We start from the raw sequence: 15072 nt of genomic DNA on the forward strand, positions 1-15072 counted from the left end.
TGCGGGCGCACGCCTCCCCGGGAGGTCTCGTCCACCTCCCAAAACGTGAGAGGACGTTAACCGGGGTGTCCAGGAGTACGCGCACTGAAACCGGTCACAAACTCGTCACGATCGTCTCAAGTCGACCTTAATTCAGCGCCGGACCAGCGAAAACGCGATGCCGTCGAGGATGTCGTGCTCACTGCAAACGAGCACGTCAGTTCCCGCGCGATTGTGCAGCTCCTCGGCAATCGCGCGCAGAACGATCGCTCCACCGCAGATGACGTCCACCCGGCCGGGATGCATGGGTCCCAACCCGGCCCGTTCATCATGCGTCATGGAGAGAACACTGTCAGTGATTTCACGAACATTGTCAAGTGTGATGCGGGAGAGGTGGATTTCGTCGCTGTTGTACACCGCCAACCCCTGGACCAGGGCGGACAACGTCGTGACCGTTCCGGCAACGCCGATCCACGTGCGCGTCTTCTCGACCGGAACTGTTTCGAAGGCCAATTGGACCTGCTCGCGCGCAAACGCTTCCGCCTTGTCGACCTCGCCCTTCTCGGGCGGGTCGGAGTGGAGGAACCGCTCGGTCAGCCGCACGCAACCGATGTCCATCGACCGCGCCGCCTCGACCTCCGCACCGCTGCCGAGGACGAACTCGGTGCTGCCACCACCCAGATCGGTGACGAGGAAGGGTCCCCCGTCCGGGTCGAGGTCGGCGACCGCGCCGAGGTAGGACAGCCGCGCCTCCTCGTCCCCGGAGATCACCTCCGCCGGCGCCCCGAGCACCTCCTCGGTCATGCCGAAGAAGTCGTCCCGGTTGCTCGCGTCCCGTGTGGCACTCGTGGCCACCATCCGCACGCGCTCCACGCCCTTGCGCTGCATCGTGCGCGCGTAGTCCAGCAGGGCGTCCTTCGTGCGCTTGATCGCGTCGGGGTGCAGCCGCCCCGTGGCGTCGACCCCCTGCCCGAGCCGGACGACCTGCATCTCGCGGTGCACGTCCCGCAGCCACACCGTGCCGTCGTCCCGCGTGGTCACGTCAGCGACCAGCAGCCGGATCGAGTTGGTCCCGCAGTCGACGGCGGCAACCCGCGCCATGGCTCACTCCTCGTTTCGGTGTTCTTCGGCAAGCATGGCGTAGACGAAGAGGTCACCCCACTCGCCCTTGAAGACCTCGTTCTGCCGGAAGTGCGCCTCCCTGCGCATCCCGAGCCGTTCCATCAACCGCCACGACGGCTCGTTGCGCGGGTCGCACTGCGCGATCACCCGGTGCAGCCGCACCTGCTCGAAGGCGAGGTGGAGCATCTGCTCGGCCGCCTCCCGCGCGTACCCCCTGCCCTGGAACTCCGGGTTGAAGATGTACCCCAGCTCCCCCTGCGCGTGCTCCCGGCTCAGCCACTTGATGTCGACCTCGCCGATGACCGTGCCGTCGAGCACGGCGGCGAGGGCGAGCGACTGGCCGTCCCCGGTGAGCTCGTCCATGGCCGACCACCTGAGCAGCTTCTCCGCGGTCTCGTCGCGGGTCAGTGCCTCGTCGTAGAGGTAGCGGGCGACCTCGGGGAGGCGGCGGTAGGCGTGGACGTCGTCGAGGTCCGCGGGGGTGAAGGGGCGCAGGAGGAGGCGGTCGGTCTTGATCGGGTAGTCAGGGCGCACGGTCACACCTTGCCAAGGAACACCGGCGGTGCCTCCTGGTTTTCCGGTGTCAGCGGCGTGCCCGCCACTCCTGTGCGAGCACCGCGTAGGTGTAGAGGTCGGCCCACTCCCCCTTGACCACCCTGTTCTGCCGGTAGTGGGCCTCCCTGCGCATCCCGAGCCGTTCCATCACCCGCCACGACGCCTCGTTGCCCGGGGCGGCCCTGGCGATGACCCGGTGCAGCCCGAGCTCCTCGAACCCGAACCGCAGCAACGCCCCCGCCGCCTCGCCCGCGAGTCCCCTGCCCTGGAACTCGGGGTTGAAGACGTACCCGATCTCGCCCTGCCGGTGCTCCTCGCTCAGCCACTTGAGGACGACGTCGCCGACCACCCGCCCCGCCTCCGGCCAGTGCACGGCGAGGGAGAGCCCCTGGCCGTCGCCGGTCAGCTCGGTCTGGGCGGCCTTCCTGGCGAGCAGCTCGGAGGTCCCGGCGCGGTCGGTCACCACGGTGAGGAGGTAGCGGTTGACCTCGGGATCGGTGCGGTAAGCCGCGTAGTCGTCGAGGTCCGCCGGGGTGAAGGGGCGCAGGAGGAGGCGGTCGGTCTTGATCGGGTAGTCAGGGCGCACGGTCACACCTTGCCAAGGAACACCGGCGGTGCAGGGCGGATCGCGGTGTGACGAAGGTCAGTCCCGCTCCGGGCGCGCAGCACGAGGGCTGAGCGGACAACGGATCAGGTCGTCGTGCTCATGACCGGACCGCTCGCCCCCGTGGTCGGCACGACACTGCTGGCCGCTGCCGTCGTCGTCACCGCAGTGGTCGGCTCGACGGTCGTCGTCGGCTCCACCCGCGTGGTCGTCCCCTGCGACTGGCTCGACGACCCGGCCGGCGGGTTCGACGGTTCCTGGGCGGGCGGGTTCGAGGACGAGGGCGGGGTGGACGAGGAGGACGACGGCGGCGTCGAGGAGGACGGCGGGCACGACGGCGCGGACGAGGAGGACGGCGGCGCGGAGGAGGAAGTGGTGGAGGACGACGTGGTCGTCGTCGGCGGCGTGCACGGGTTCGACGACGACGGCGGGGTCGACGGGTTCGAGGACGACGACGGCGGCGGGGTCGACGTGCTGGGGTTGCCCGGGTTCCCGGAGTTGCCGGGGTCACCGGGGTTGCCCGGCGTCGGGTTCTGCACGTTGTTGCCGGTGTCGGGGAGCAGGGGCAGCGTGTCGACGTTGTCGGTGTACTGCTTGGCCCACTGCAGGACCGTGCGGACGTAGGAGTTCGAGTTGTTGTAGCGGAAGATCGCGGCCGAGCGGGCGGAGGGCTGGGACAGGTCGCCGCCGCCCGCGCAGAGGTAGCGGCCGGCGCCGAGGGCGGCGTCGTAGACGTTGTTCGGGTTGATGACGCCGTCGTCGTTGCCGTCGGCGCTGTAGCCCGCCCAGGTGCCGGGGATGAACTGCATGGGGCCGACGGCGCGGTCCCAGGTGGCGTCGCCGTCGAGGCGGCCCCCGTCGGTGTCGCGGATGGCGGCCATGCCGGGGGCGCCGTTGAGGACCGGGCCGAGGATCTTCGGGGTGGCGTCGCCGATGGCGTTGACGCGGCCGTTGTTGGCGTGGTTCGACTCGACCTTGCCGATGCCCGCGAGCAGGGCCCAGTCGAGGTTGCAGCCGGGGACCATGGTGGCCATCTTGTCCTCGGCGCGCAGGTACGCCTCCAGCACGACGCCGGGGATGCCGTGGTCGCCGGGGAAGTCCTCGATGACGCCGGGGTCGTTGTCGAGGTCGTCGAGGTCGCCGTCCTCCAGGTCGAGCAGCAGCGCGGCGCTGAGCTCGTCGGACAACGGCAGGCGGCCGGTCGCGCCCAGCTCGGACGGGTCGCGCCGCAGGGCGCCGAAGACGTCGGCAGGGCCCAGGGAGACCGCGATGTCGGTGTGCTTGGAGAGGTTGACCCAGTCGACCAGCCTGGTGCCCACGATCAGCGCCGGCGCGAGCATGGCAGCCAGTGCGGCCACGGCGAAGCCCTTGTGACGGGCTGACAGGGCCGCGGGACCGCGCAGTTTGGCCATTGCCACGAATACTCACCTCTCGTGCGTCATCGCGGCGCGCCGTCCGACAGTTACGGCGTGCGCCCCCTCGCTGCCCTGGTCCCAGCCTGCCTCACTCGCGAGCCCAGGTGTACCCAAGACGGAGTGAAGCGCCTGTTCGGTTCCGTTGACCGTTAACCGGCCGCGCAGTCACCGACCGGCCACAGGGCCTGCTCGCGCAGGACCGCCAGCGCCTCGTCGCCGAACGGGTTGACGCCGGGGCCCTTCGCCAGCGAGTGGGCCACGTGCACGTGCAGGCACTTGACCCTCGTGGGCATGCCGCCCGCGGTGACCTGGGTGCCCAGCGGTTCGAGGGCGTCCCGCTCCGCGAGGTACGACTCGTGCGCGCGCTGATAGGCGGCGGCGAGTTCGGGGTCCTCCGCGAGCCGGTCGGTCTGCTCCCTCATCAGCCCGTTGCCCTCCAGCGTGCTGACCAGGGAGTTCAGCTTCGGGCAGGTCAGGTAGAACATCGTCGGGAACGGCGTCCCGTCCGGCAGGCGCGGGTGCGTCTGCACGACGTTCGGGTGTCCCGAGGGGCACCGCGACGCGATCGCGCGGGTTCCGCGCGGCGTCCGGCCCAGCTGCTTCGCGACCACTTCCAGGTCAGCAGCAGTTACTTGTGCGTCACCGATTGCCAAAGTTCCTCGTACCAAGACTGGTTCGCCGACGGCTTGCCCGACGGACGCTCCGATTCAGTGTTGCGGTTCTCGTCGCCCGGCAGCTGCACGATGTACGGCGTCTCGCCCGGCCGCACCCAGTGCAGCCGCTTGCGCGCCTCGATCTCCACGAACGCCGGGTCGTTCAGCTGCGCCTTGCGGTGCTCCAGCGCGGCGACCTGGTCGCGCAGCTTGTCGGACTCCGCGTTCGCGTCGCGCAGCTCGTCGCGCTGGGACAGGTAGGTCCGCAGCGGGACCGCGATGCTCAACGCCAGTGCGCACAGCACCATCGCGAACATCGCGGCCCGCCGCGTGCCGGTCATCCCGAAGGCGCCGCCCGTGCCGTCGGAACGGCGGGCGGGCCCCTTCGGACGGGGTGGCTTGCGCGCGCGGGTGGGCCGCGCCTCCCGTTCGGCACGGGGGCGGCGTGGTCGGCGCGCGCGCTCAGCCATGCGTCAGCCCTCCGGCGTGTACCGGGGGAACGCCAGCTCGCCCGCGTACCGCGCGGCGTCGCCGAGGCTCTCCTCGATGCGCAGCAGCTGGTTGTACTTCGCGGTGCGCTCACCGCGGGCGGGGGCACCGGTCTTGATCTGGCCGGCACCGGTCGCGACGGCGAGGTCGGCGATGGTCGTGTCCTCGGTCTCGCCCGAGCGGTGCGACATCATCGACTTGTAGCCGTAGGAGGTGGCCAGCGAGACCGCGTCCAGCGTCTCGGACAGCGTGCCGATCTGGTTGACCTTCACCAGCAGCGCGTTGGCGGCGCGGCGGGAGATGCCCTCCTCCAGGCGCTCCGGGTTGGTGACGAACAGGTCGTCGCCGACGATCTGGACCTTCTCGCCCAGCTCGGCGGTCATCTGCACCCAGCCGTCCCAGTCGTCCTCGGACAGCGGGTCCTCGATGGAGACCATCGGGTAGTCGCGGACCAGCTCGGAGTAGTAGCCGATCATCTGCTCGGCGGAGCGCTTGTTCTTCTCGAACGTGTAGGCGCCGTCGGAGAAGAACTCCGTGGCGGCCACGTCGAGCGCGAGCGCGATGTCGCGGCCGGCGCGGTAGCCGGCCTTCTCGACGGCTTCGAGGATCAGGTCGAGCGCGTCGCGGTTGCTGCCGAGGCTGGGGGCGAAGCCGCCCTCGTCGCCCAGGCCGGTGGCGAGGCCCTTGCTCTTCAGCACGGACTTCAGCGCGTGGTAGACCTCGGCGCCCCAGCGCAGGCCCTCGCGGAACGTCTCCGCGCCGATCGGCGCGATCATGAACTCCTGGATGTCCACGTCGGTGTCGGCGTGCGAGCCACCGTTGAGGATGTTCAGCATCGGGACCGGCAGCACGTGCGCGTTCGGTCCGCCGATGTAGCGGAACAGCTCCAGGCCGGAGCTCGTCGCCGCCGCCTTCGCGACCGCGAGGGACACGCCCAGGATCGCGTTGGCGCCCAGGCGGCCCTTGTCCGGGGTGCCGTCCAGGTCGACGAGCTTCTGGTCCACGACGCGCTGCTCGACGGCCTCGATGCCGACCAGCTCGGGGCCGATCTCGTCGAGCACCGCGGTCACCGCACGCTCGACGCCCTTGCCCAGGTACCGCTTGGCGTCGCCGTCGCGCAGCTCCACCGCTTCGTGCTCACCGGTCGAGGCACCCGACGGAACGGCGGCGCGCTCCAGCGTGCCGTCGTCCAGCGCCACCTCGACCTCGACGGTGGGGTTGCCGCGCGAGTCCAGGATCTCGCGTGCTCCGACCTGCTCGATGACCGCCACTTGCGCTCCCTGTTTCTCCTGCGTCTCGTCTCGCGACGAGCCTACTTGGGCCAGGTGACCGACCGGGGCTCGACACCGTCAGATCACAGCGGGCCGCCGGAGCCGGTCTACTGAATCGTGCCAGACGCGCCCCGGTGCCGTACACGGCTACGACAGCGACACCGGCAGGTGCTTGACGCCGTTCTGGAAGTTCGACCGCAGCCGGACGACCTCGCCGTCGAGCCGCAGCCGGCCGGGCAGGTCCAGAACCGCCTCGAAGACCGCGCGCAGCTGGGTGCGGGCCAGCTGCGCGCCGAGGCAGAAGTGCGGGCCGTGGCCGAAGCTCAGGTGGTCGGCCTCGCGGCGGCCCACGTCGAACCGGCCGGGGTCGGTGAACACGCGCTCGTCCCGGTTGGCCGCCGAGAACCACACGACGACCTTGTCCCCCGCCCTGATCTCCACGCCCGACAGCGACGTGTCGCGGACGGCCGTGCGGCGGAAGTGCATCACCGGCGTCCACCACCGCAGCACCTCCTCGACCGCCGTGCCGAGCAGCGACCGGTCGGCGCGCAGCCGGTCGTACTGGCCGGGGTGCTCCAGCAGGGCGATCAGGCCGCCGGGGATGCCGTTGCGCAGGGTCTCGTTGCCCGCCACGGAGAACAGCCAGAACAGGTTCTCGAACTCCTCGATCGACAGGTCCTCGCGCATGAGGTTGCTGATCACGTCGTCCGACGGGTGCGCACGCTTGTGCTCGCCCAACGCGTGCGCGTAGGCGTAGAGGTCGGGCATGCCGTTGCGTGCGCGCGGGTCACGGCCGTCGTCGGGACGCAGCTCCAGCGCCGCCAGCGCCATGTCCGTCATCCCGGTCGTGTCGCTGGAGGACAGGGCGTACTCGGCGTCCTGGAAGCCGATCACGCGGTTGCTCCAGTCGTAGAGCAACGCGCGGTCCTGGCGCGGGACGCCGAAGACGTCGGCGAGCGTCAGCAGCGGCAGGTCGGCGACGTCGGCGGCGAAGTCACCGGACGGCTCGGCGACGATGCGGCGGGCGTTCTCCCGGATGCCCTCCTCCAGCCGCGCGACCGCACGCGGGGTGAACGCCCCGGTCAGCATGCGCCGCAACCGCGAGTGCTCCGGCGGGTCCTGGTTGAGCATCATCCGCTGGACGTAGGCGAGGTCGTCCGGCCGCGGGTCGCGGATCTGCGTGGCGCCGCGGTGCGAGGAGAACACGCCGGGCGAGCGCAGGACCGTCCGGACGTCGTCGTACCGGAACACCGCCCAGAAGTCGTCGATGCGCACCACGTTCTTTTCGCGCAGCCGGGTGAGTGCGTCGTGCGGGACACCGGAGGTATATGTGTCCGGGTCGAGGATCAGCTCGGCATCGGTACGCATAGAACAGGATTCTGACGTGCTCCATGTCGAACGTGGCGGGAACGGACCGCTGCTGGTGCTGCTGCACGGCCTCGGTGCCACCGGTGAGGTCTGGGAGCAGGTCGTCGCGGACTGGCACGGCAGCTGGCTCGTGCCGGACCTGCCCGGTCACGGCAGGAGCGCGCCCCTCGACCGGTACTCGTTCGGCTCTCTCGCGGCCTCCGTCGCGACCGTGATCCCTCGCGAGCCCGTCACGGTCATCGGCCACTCGCTGGGCGGTGTGGTCGGCCTGGCGCTGGCGAGCGGCTGGTTCGGGGTCGAGGTCACGACCGCGGTCGGCGTCGGGGTCAAGGTGCGGTGGACCGACGAGGAGCTGGCCAAGGCCGCCGCGCTCGCCGCCAAGCCGGCCAAGGTCTTCGGCACCGAGGCGGAGGCCGCCGACCGCGCCGCGAAGATGGCCGGCGTGCCGCTGCGGCACGGCGTGACCGAGGTGGACGGCGGCTGGGCGCCCGCGCTGGACATGCGCGCGTTCGGCGTCGGCCGCCCGGACATGGCCGGGCTGGTCATGGCCGCGCAGGCGCACGTGGTGCTGGCGGCGGGTGAGAACGACCCGATGAGCCCCCGGGAGCACCTGGAGGAGCTGGTGCCCGAGCCAGTGGTGTTCACCGGCGCGGGCCACAACGTGCACGTCGAGTCGCCCTCGTCCCTGTCCCCCGTGCTCGCTCAGCTCGCGAGGTAGCCGCCGTCGGCCGCGAGGACCACGCCGGTCACGAAGCTGGACCGGTCCGACGCGAGGAACAGCACGGTGTCGGCGATCTCCTCCGGCTCGCCGACGCGGCCCAGCGGCAGCTGCGCGCTGAACTCCTCGAACACCTCACCGGCCTGCACGACCGCGGCGTCGGTGCGGACCGGTCCGGGTGCCACCGAGTTGACGCGGACGCCGTGCCCGCCGAACTCGACGGCCCACGAGCGGGTGAACGCGTCCACCGCGGCCTTGGAGGCGCTGTACACGCTCGTGACCGCGTTGCCGGCAGCAGCGCCGATGGACGAGATGTTGATGATCGCGCCCTTCTTCTTCGCGACCATCGCCGGGGCGAGTGCGGCCGTGAGGAAGTAGGTGCCGCGCACGTTCACGTCGAACACCTGCTCGTAGGTCTTCACCGACTGCTCGGGGGTCGAGGAGAACGGGAAGATGCCCGCGTTGTTGACCAGGACGTCGACCTCGCCGACCTCCTGGGCGAGCTTGCGGACGTCGTCGAGGTCGCCGACGTCGGAGACGATGAAGTGCGCGGTGCCGCCGGCCTTCTCGACCAGCTCGACGGTCTCCTTGCCCAGCTCGGCGCGGCGGCCGGTGAGGTAGACGGTGGCACCCGCCTCCGCGAGCCTGACCGCGATCGCGCGGCCGATGCCCGAGGTGGCTCCGGTGACGAGTGCCTTCTTGCCTGCGAGTTCCTTGGTTGACATGTCCACAAATTTGGCGCAGCCGGATGGTCGAGCCGTGAATTTCGGATGAATCAGCTGGTCAGGACGGGTGTGCGGAGTCCGAAGTACAGCTGCACGAACCGCGGCAGCCGGTAGCAGCCGAGCACCACCGGTTCGATCAGGTGCACGTCGGCGAGCGACTCCAGCAGCATCTCGATGCACGCCACGTCACCGCCGTAGAGCTCGGCCGCCTCGCACACGGTGACCACGTCCCGGTCCTGGCGGGCCAGCAGGCGCAGCAGGTGGCGTTCCTCGTCGGTGAGCTGCAGCGCGGCCTTGTCCAGCGGCGCCAGCACGGCCCGGCAGTCGGACGGGACGGCGGTGCCGAGCCTGCTCTCCCGCTCCATTTGCAGCTGCAGCATCTCGACGGTCCACCGCGGCCGGGAGGACAGCTTGCCGCCGAGCACCCTGATCGGGTTCGGCAGGTGCGAGACGCGGGCCAGCACCTCGGCCGCGCGCTCCGGTTCGGCGTCGATCCGCCGCGGGTCGAGGACCTTGCGGAAGAACTCGTGCGCCTCGGTCTCGGTGAGGCCAGCGGTCCTGACCCACGTGACGGCGGGCAGCTCGTTCAGCCTGCGCACGCTCGTCAGGACGAGCGCGGAACCCGGGGTGTGCAGGTCGCGCACGGACGCCGCGTCGGTGACGTCGTCGACGACGACCAGGAACCGCTTGCCGCGCGCCTTCTCCCGCCACAGCGCGGCCCGGTCGCCTGCCGGGTTCTCGACGCCGACCGCGCGCAGCAGCTCGGTCGCGACGTCCTTGCCGCGCACGACGATCTGCCCGTCGGGGAACCGGTGCCTCACCAGGTGGCCGATCCGCACGGCCAGCGCGGTCTTGCCGCTGCCGTGCATGCCGGTGATGCCGACCGTGCCGGGCAGGACCCGCAGCGCCTGCGCGATCTCCTGGGCCCGCCCGGTGAAGTCGGGCAGGTCGGGGGGCAGCTGCTCGGGCTTGCGCGGCAGGTGCAGGTCGCCGGTGAGGATCTGGGCGTGGACCTTGCGCAGCTCGGGACCGGGTTCGAGCCCCAGCTCGTCGTTCAGCAGTGCGCGCGCCTGGTGGTAGTGGTCCAGCGCCTCGGCTTGCCGGCCGTCGCGGTAGAGGGCGTGCATCAGCAGCGCACGCGGGCGTTCCCGCAACGGGTTCGCGGCCACGTGCTTCTGCAGCTCCAGCACGTCGAGCTCGCGTTCGAGCCAGTCCTCGCGGGCCTTGAGCCGCTCCTGCGCGAGCCTGACCCGCTGCGCCTCGAAGTACGTGCCGGTCAGGCCTTCCAGCGGTTCCCCGCGGCAGTCGTCGACGAGCTCGGCGCGCACGGTGTAGCCGCCGTCCTTCGACCTCAGGTCCAGCTCCGGCAGGGCCTTGCGGATCTTGTACGTGTACGTGCGCAACGCCGTCAGCGCGCTCGGCGTCGGGTCGTCCCAGACCATCCCGATCAGCTGGTCGTTGCTCAACCGGATGCCGTTGTTCAGCAGCAGCGCCGCCAGCACGGCCCGCTGCTGCCGCGGGCCGAGGTCGACCTCCTCGTCCCCTCGCCAGGCTCGTACTGGACCCATCAGTGAGAAGCGCAGGCTCATGCAACGGCACAACGCCCCCGCGCATTCCCCGCTTCCCGGCTCACGGCAACGGGCGCGGTTCGACCACCTGCTTCATCACAATGGTCGACGTCAGCCCGCGCACACCGGGCAAACGGGCCAGCGTGCCCTCGTACAACCGCTGGTAGTCGGCGAGGTCGGCGGTGACCACCCGCAGCAGGTAGTCGGGGCTGCCGAACAACCGCTGCGCCTCCACGACGTTCGGCACCCCGGCGAGCGCGTCGTCGAAGTCGTCCAGCGACTCCAGCCGCACCTTCGCGAACACCAGCGCCTCGAAGCCGAAGCCGATCGCCGCCGCGTCCACCACGGCGCGGTAGCCGCGGATCACGCCCCGGTGCTCCAGCTCGCGCAGCCGGCGCTGGCAGCGGGAGACGCTGAGCTGCACGCGGTGGGCGAGGTCGGTGACGGTCATGCGGCCGTCGCGCTGCAGCTCGGCAAGGATCTTGCGGTCCACGGCGTCCATTCGCACATCCTGGCCTGTCCTCAGCGCTCATGCAGCAAAGAAAGCAAACACCTCCTGCGCGATCTCTCCTAGCTTTGCGGCATGAACCCGTTGCGCGAGCTCACCCTCGACCAGTTGCGGCAGCGGACCAGCATGAAGTGGCGGCACTACCCGCCCGACGTGCTGCCGGTGTGGGTGGCCGAGATGGACGTCCTGCTGGCCGAGCCGGTCGCGCGGGCGGTCACCGACGCGGTGGCGCTGGGCGACACCGGCTACCCCGAGGGCAGCGCCTACGCCGAGGCGCTGGCCGGGTTCGCGCGCGAGCGCTGGGGCTGGGAGCCGGCCGTCGACCGCACCGCGATCGTCCCCGACGTGATGATGGGCGTCGTCGAGATGCTCCGGCTCGTGTCGGCACGGGACGCGCCGGTCGTGGTCAACTGCCCGGTCTACCCGCCCTTCTACCAGTTCGTCACGTCGATGGGGCGGCGCGTGGTCGAGGCGCCGCTGGACCCGGCGGGGCGGATCGACCTCGCCGTGCTGGAGGAGGCCTTCGACCGGGCCGGACGGGGTGCGGCGTACCTGCTGTGCAGCCCGCACAACCCGACCGGGACCGTCCACACCGCCGACGAGCTGGCCGCCGTCGCGGACCTGGCCGGACGGCACGGCGTGCGGGTGGTCGTGGACGAGATCCACGCGCCGCTCGTGGCTCCCGGTGTGCGGTTCGTGCCGTACCTGAGCGTGTCGGGCAACGCGCTGTCGCTGATGTCGGCGTCGAAGGCGTGGAACCTGGCCGGGCTCAAGGCGGCGCTGGCCATCGCGGGCCCGGAGGCGGCCGGTGACCTCGCGCGGTTGCCGGAGGAGGTCGGCCACGGGCCCAGCCACGTCGGCGTCCTCGCGCACACCGCGGCGTACCGGGACGGCGGCGACTGGCTGGACGCGGTGCTGGCGGGCCTCACCGAGAACCGCCGGGTGCTGGCCGCGCTGCTGGCCGAGGAGCTGCCGGGGGTGCGCTACGAACCGGCGCCCGGCACGTACCTGGCGTGGCTCGACTGCCGCGGGCTGGGGCTCGGCGACCGGCCGGCCGGGGAGTTCCTGCGCCGCGGGCGGGTGGCGGTGAACTGCGGCGTCCCGTTCGGCACCGGCGGGGCGGGGTTCGTGCGGCTGAACCTCGCGACCTCGCCGGAGATCCTCACGACGGCGGTGCGCAGGATGGCAGCGAGCCTGCCGGCCGGTGCCGCCACGTCCGAATCGGACTGAGGTGTCCCGCTCGCGCAGCGGGTTCGACGCCCCGCGACCACCCCTTTCGAGTTCTGTCGCCCGGACGGCAGTCGAAGAACCCGCCCGCGGTGGGTACCGTTGATCGAATGACGGACGGCACCTTCGAAGCTTTCCGCAGGGCGGAGGCGTTGCTGGGCCAGCAGCGGCCGTTGGACGCGCTGCGCGAACTGCGGCAGGTGCTGGACGAGGCCCCGGACGCGCCGTCCGTGCAGCTGCTCGCCGGCCGCGCCTACCTCGGGACCGCGCAGCTGCGGCGGGCGGAGGAGGCGTTCCGCAAGGTCCTCGACCTCGACCCGAGCGACCACTACGCCCGGTTCGCGCTCGGCAAGACGCTGCAACGGCAGCAGCGGCTCACCGAGGCGCTGGCGCAGCTGCGGATGGCGGTCGCGATGAACCCGTCGCCGGAGTACCAGGAGGCGCTCGGCGAGGTGAAGGCCAGGCTGGCGCTGGGCGGCGGCCGGCCGGGCTGAGCACCGCCTACCGGAACAGCGCCTCACCCCAGTAGCCGCCCGGCTGCACGCCGCGGGGCACGGCGAAGTGCCCGGAACCGGTGTGCTCCAGGTACTCCATCATCTTGTCCTTTGTGGACAGCGCCTGCTGCATCGGCACGAACGCCGTGCGGGAGTCCCGGTTGAACGCCACGAAGAACAGGCCGGCGTCGAGGTGCCCGAGCCCGTCGGAGCCGTCGGTGAAGTTGTAGCCGCGGCGCAGTATCCTGGCGCCGTTCAACGACTCCGGCGACGCGAGCCGGACGTGGGCGAGCTCGCCGATCCGCGGCACCCCGCCCGCGCCCTTGACGTGCAGGTCCGGCTCGTCGAACTCCCGGGCCTGCCCGAGCGGGGCGCCCTCGCCCTTGGAGCGGCCGACGATCTGCTCCTGCTCGTTCAGCGAGGTGCGGTCCCAGATCTCGACGTGCATGCGGATCCGGCGGGTCACCAGGTAGGTGCCGCCGCGGATCCACTCGGGGCCCTCCGCGACCCACACGTGGTCGCGCAGCAGGTCGGTGTCCTCGGCCTTGATGTTGCGGGTGCCGTCCTTGAACCCGAACATGTTGCGCGGTGTGGCCTGCGCCCGCGTGGTCGAGGACGTGCGGCCGAACCCGAGCTGCGACCAGCGCACCGCGACCCGGCCGAAGCCGATCCTGACCAGGTTGCGGATGGCGTGCACGGCGACCTGCGGGTCGTTCGCGCAGGCCTGGAGGCAGATGTCGCCGTTGCTGCGAGCCGGGTCGAGGTCGTCCTTCGGGAACCGCGGCAGGTCGATCAACGCCTCCGGCCGCTGACCGGCCAGCCCGAACCGGTCGTCGAAGAGCGACGGGCCGAAGCCGATCGTCAGCGTCAGCGCGGAGGCCGGGAGACCGAGCGCCTCGCCGGTGTCCTTGGGCGGGGCGTCGGCGTTGCCGCCGACGGCACCGTTCTCGGCGGCCTCCTGGCCCGCGGTCATCCGTTCCGCGGCCCGCGTCCACTGCTTGAGCAGGTCGACGAGCTCGGCCCGGTTCTTCGTCTTCACGTCGAGCGCGACGAAGTGCATGTGGTCCTGGGCGGGCGTGGTGATGCCCGCCTGGACGTCGCCGTGGAACGGCACCTGCGCCGCCGCGGCGTTCTCGGCCTCCGGCGCCGCCCTGACGGCGAACGCGCCGGCCGCCGCACCGGTCCCCGCGAGCGCCACCCCGGCGCCCGCGTACCCGAACAACCTGCGCCGTGACACCCCGCTCACTTGGCCGACACCACCTCGGCGACCCTGCTGACCGGCTCGCCCAGCGCGTCGACGGCCTCGGCCAGCGCCTTGACCTCGTCCTGGGAGAGCTCGGTGTACAGCGCGAACCCGTCGCCCCTGCGGTGCTTCTCCAGCGCCTCGTCGAGGGCCTTGAACTTCTCGTCCAGCGTGGACACGAGGGCCGCGTCCCGCTGCTGCACCACCGGTCGCAGCGCCGCGACGGCGGCCTGCGAACCGTCCACGTTGGACCGGAAGTCCCACAGGTCGGTGTGCGAGTAGCGGTCCTCCTCGCCGGTGATCTTGCCGGTGGCGACCTCGTCGAGCAGCTCCTTGGCGCCGTTGGCGAGCTGCACGGGCGTGAGCTCGACGGCCTTGGCCCTGCCCACGATCTCCTTGACGTCGGCCAGCAACTGGTCGGCGATCCTGTCGGAGTCGGCCTGCAACCCGGACGCCCACAGGTCCTTCTCCAGGCGGTGGTAGCCGGTGAAGGCCATGCCCTCCTCGATCACGTCCTCGCGGCCGTCGATCTTCGGGTCGAGGTCGCCGAAGCTCTCCGCGACCGGTTCGATGCGCTCCCAGTAGATCCGCGACACCGGGTACAGGGCCTTGGCCTCGTCGACCTCCTTGGCCTTGACGGCGCCCACGAACTCCTCGGTCTTCACGAGCAGCTGGTCGGCCTGCGAGGAGACGTAGCGCTGGTAGCTCTTCGTCGCCTCGGCCAGCAGCGCGTCGCCGTCGGTCGACTTCTTGGCGTCACCGGTGACGGTGAAGTCGCCGCGGATGCCGTCGCCCTTCATGCCGGGCTTGCAGGCGGTCTGGAACTTGCCGGCCTCGGTGACCTCGACGATCAGCTTGCGGGTGAGGCCGGGGCCGATGTTCTCGACCTCGCCGAGGATGCGGTCGCCCTCCGCGTACAGGTAGAACTCGGTGACCTTGGTGCCCTTGTTCGTCACCTCGAACGCGACGTTGCCGGTCCCCGCCTCGGTCTTCGCGACCTTGCACGCGCTGTCGCTCGCCTCGACCGCGATGGCGCCGCTCGCGGCGTTCTCCGGAGCGCTGCCGCAGGCGGCCAGCACCACGAGTGAGCCCAGGACGACTGCTGCCTTCCGCACGGCAACTCCAGTGATCTG

Annotated in this window: 16 protein-coding genes; 3 read left to right on the forward strand and 13 right to left on the reverse strand. The window is 71.1% G+C overall.

Features of this window, described 5'->3' with window-relative positions:
- Positions 1 to 132: 132 nt before the first annotated feature.
- The 8 genes from ACZ7CD_RS13775 to ACZ7CD_RS13810 form a co-directional block, all read right to left on the reverse strand.
- Positions 133 to 1080: a Ppx/GppA phosphatase family protein gene (locus ACZ7CD_RS13775; RefSeq protein WP_470378989.1), complete on the reverse strand. Its 948-nt coding sequence runs from the start codon at positions 1078 to 1080 to the stop codon at positions 133 to 135.
- Between the two features lie 3 nt (positions 1081 to 1083).
- The gene (locus tag ACZ7CD_RS13780; RefSeq protein WP_360385914.1) at positions 1084 to 1635 is read right to left on the reverse strand and encodes a GNAT family N-acetyltransferase; all 552 of its coding nucleotides are present in this window, start codon (positions 1633 to 1635) and stop codon (positions 1084 to 1086) included.
- A gap of 49 nt (positions 1636 to 1684) precedes the next feature.
- Positions 1685 to 2242 carry a GNAT family N-acetyltransferase gene (locus ACZ7CD_RS13785; RefSeq protein WP_360385912.1) on the reverse strand — a complete coding sequence of 186 codons (558 nt, stop codon included), beginning with the start codon at positions 2240 to 2242 and terminating at the stop codon, positions 1685 to 1687.
- Between the two features lie 104 nt (positions 2243 to 2346).
- Positions 2347 to 3672, reverse strand: a complete 1326-nt coding sequence (locus ACZ7CD_RS13790) for a lytic transglycosylase domain-containing protein (protein WP_470379113.1) — start codon at positions 3670 to 3672, stop codon at positions 2347 to 2349.
- A 152-nt stretch (positions 3673 to 3824) separates the two neighbouring features.
- The gene (locus ACZ7CD_RS13795; RefSeq protein WP_360385908.1) at positions 3825 to 4286 is read right to left on the reverse strand and encodes a DUF501 domain-containing protein; all 462 of its coding nucleotides are present in this window, start codon (positions 4284 to 4286) and stop codon (positions 3825 to 3827) included.
- Positions 4287 to 4303: 17 nt separating this feature from the next.
- Positions 4304 to 4798 (reverse strand): FtsB family cell division protein, encoded by a 495-nt coding sequence (locus tag ACZ7CD_RS13800; protein WP_360385906.1) that lies wholly within the window; start codon positions 4796 to 4798, stop codon positions 4304 to 4306.
- 3 nt (positions 4799 to 4801) lie between these two features.
- Positions 4802 to 6088, reverse strand: a complete 1287-nt coding sequence (gene eno / locus ACZ7CD_RS13805; protein ID WP_470378990.1) for a phosphopyruvate hydratase — start codon at positions 6086 to 6088, stop codon at positions 4802 to 4804.
- A 147-nt stretch (positions 6089 to 6235) separates the two neighbouring features.
- On the reverse strand, positions 6236 to 7456 hold the full coding sequence (locus ACZ7CD_RS13810) for a cytochrome P450 (RefSeq protein WP_470378991.1): 1221 nt from the start codon (positions 7454 to 7456) through the stop codon (positions 6236 to 6238).
- A 16-nt stretch (positions 7457 to 7472) separates the two neighbouring features.
- On the opposite strand from ACZ7CD_RS13810, the gene ACZ7CD_RS13815 reads away from it, so the two are divergent.
- Positions 7473 to 8174 carry an alpha/beta fold hydrolase gene (locus tag ACZ7CD_RS13815; RefSeq protein WP_470378992.1) on the forward strand — a complete coding sequence of 234 codons (702 nt, stop codon included), beginning with the start codon at positions 7473 to 7475 and terminating at the stop codon, positions 8172 to 8174.
- Here ACZ7CD_RS13815 and ACZ7CD_RS13820 read toward each other — a convergent pair.
- From ACZ7CD_RS13820 to ACZ7CD_RS13830, 3 genes are all read right to left on the reverse strand, one after another.
- Positions 8159 to 8899 (reverse strand): SDR family NAD(P)-dependent oxidoreductase, encoded by a 741-nt coding sequence (locus ACZ7CD_RS13820; protein ID WP_458429432.1) that lies wholly within the window; start codon positions 8897 to 8899, stop codon positions 8159 to 8161. The two genes, ACZ7CD_RS13815 and ACZ7CD_RS13820, sit on opposite strands and share 16 nt — an antisense overlap.
- Before the next feature lie 50 nt (positions 8900 to 8949).
- Positions 8950 to 10467: a BTAD domain-containing putative transcriptional regulator gene (locus ACZ7CD_RS13825; RefSeq protein ID WP_360385896.1), complete on the reverse strand. Its 1518-nt coding sequence runs from the start codon at positions 10465 to 10467 to the stop codon at positions 8950 to 8952.
- Positions 10468 to 10528: 61 nt separating this feature from the next.
- Positions 10529 to 10969, reverse strand: coding sequence for an Lrp/AsnC family transcriptional regulator (locus tag ACZ7CD_RS13830; protein ID WP_360385894.1), 441 nt, complete (start codon positions 10967 to 10969; stop codon positions 10529 to 10531).
- An 81-nt stretch (positions 10970 to 11050) separates the two neighbouring features.
- Here ACZ7CD_RS13830 and ACZ7CD_RS13835 point away from each other — a divergent pair, with 81 nt between their 5' ends.
- The gene (locus tag ACZ7CD_RS13835; RefSeq protein ID WP_470378993.1) at positions 11051 to 12205 is read left to right on the forward strand and encodes a MalY/PatB family protein; all 1155 of its coding nucleotides are present in this window, start codon (positions 11051 to 11053) and stop codon (positions 12203 to 12205) included.
- 107 nt (positions 12206 to 12312) lie between these two features.
- Entirely contained in the window at positions 12313 to 12696 is a 384-nt protein-coding gene (locus ACZ7CD_RS13840) for a tetratricopeptide repeat protein (RefSeq protein WP_360385890.1), read from the forward strand.
- Positions 12697 to 12703: 7 nt separating this feature from the next.
- Here ACZ7CD_RS13840 and efeB read toward each other — a convergent pair whose 3' ends face one another.
- Together efeB and efeO are read right to left on the reverse strand one after the other, a co-directional pair.
- Positions 12704 to 13942, reverse strand: coding sequence for an iron uptake transporter deferrochelatase/peroxidase subunit (efeB, locus tag ACZ7CD_RS13845; RefSeq protein ID WP_360385888.1), 1239 nt, complete (start codon positions 13940 to 13942; stop codon positions 12704 to 12706).
- The gene (efeO, locus tag ACZ7CD_RS13850) at positions 13939 to 15054 is read right to left on the reverse strand and encodes an iron uptake system protein EfeO (protein ID WP_470378994.1); all 1116 of its coding nucleotides are present in this window, start codon (positions 15052 to 15054) and stop codon (positions 13939 to 13941) included. The genes efeB and efeO overlap by 4 nt, the downstream gene beginning before the upstream one ends.
- Between the last annotated feature and the right edge of the window lie 18 nt (positions 15055 to 15072).

This window comes from Lentzea sp. NPDC036949 (assembly GCF_055608075.1).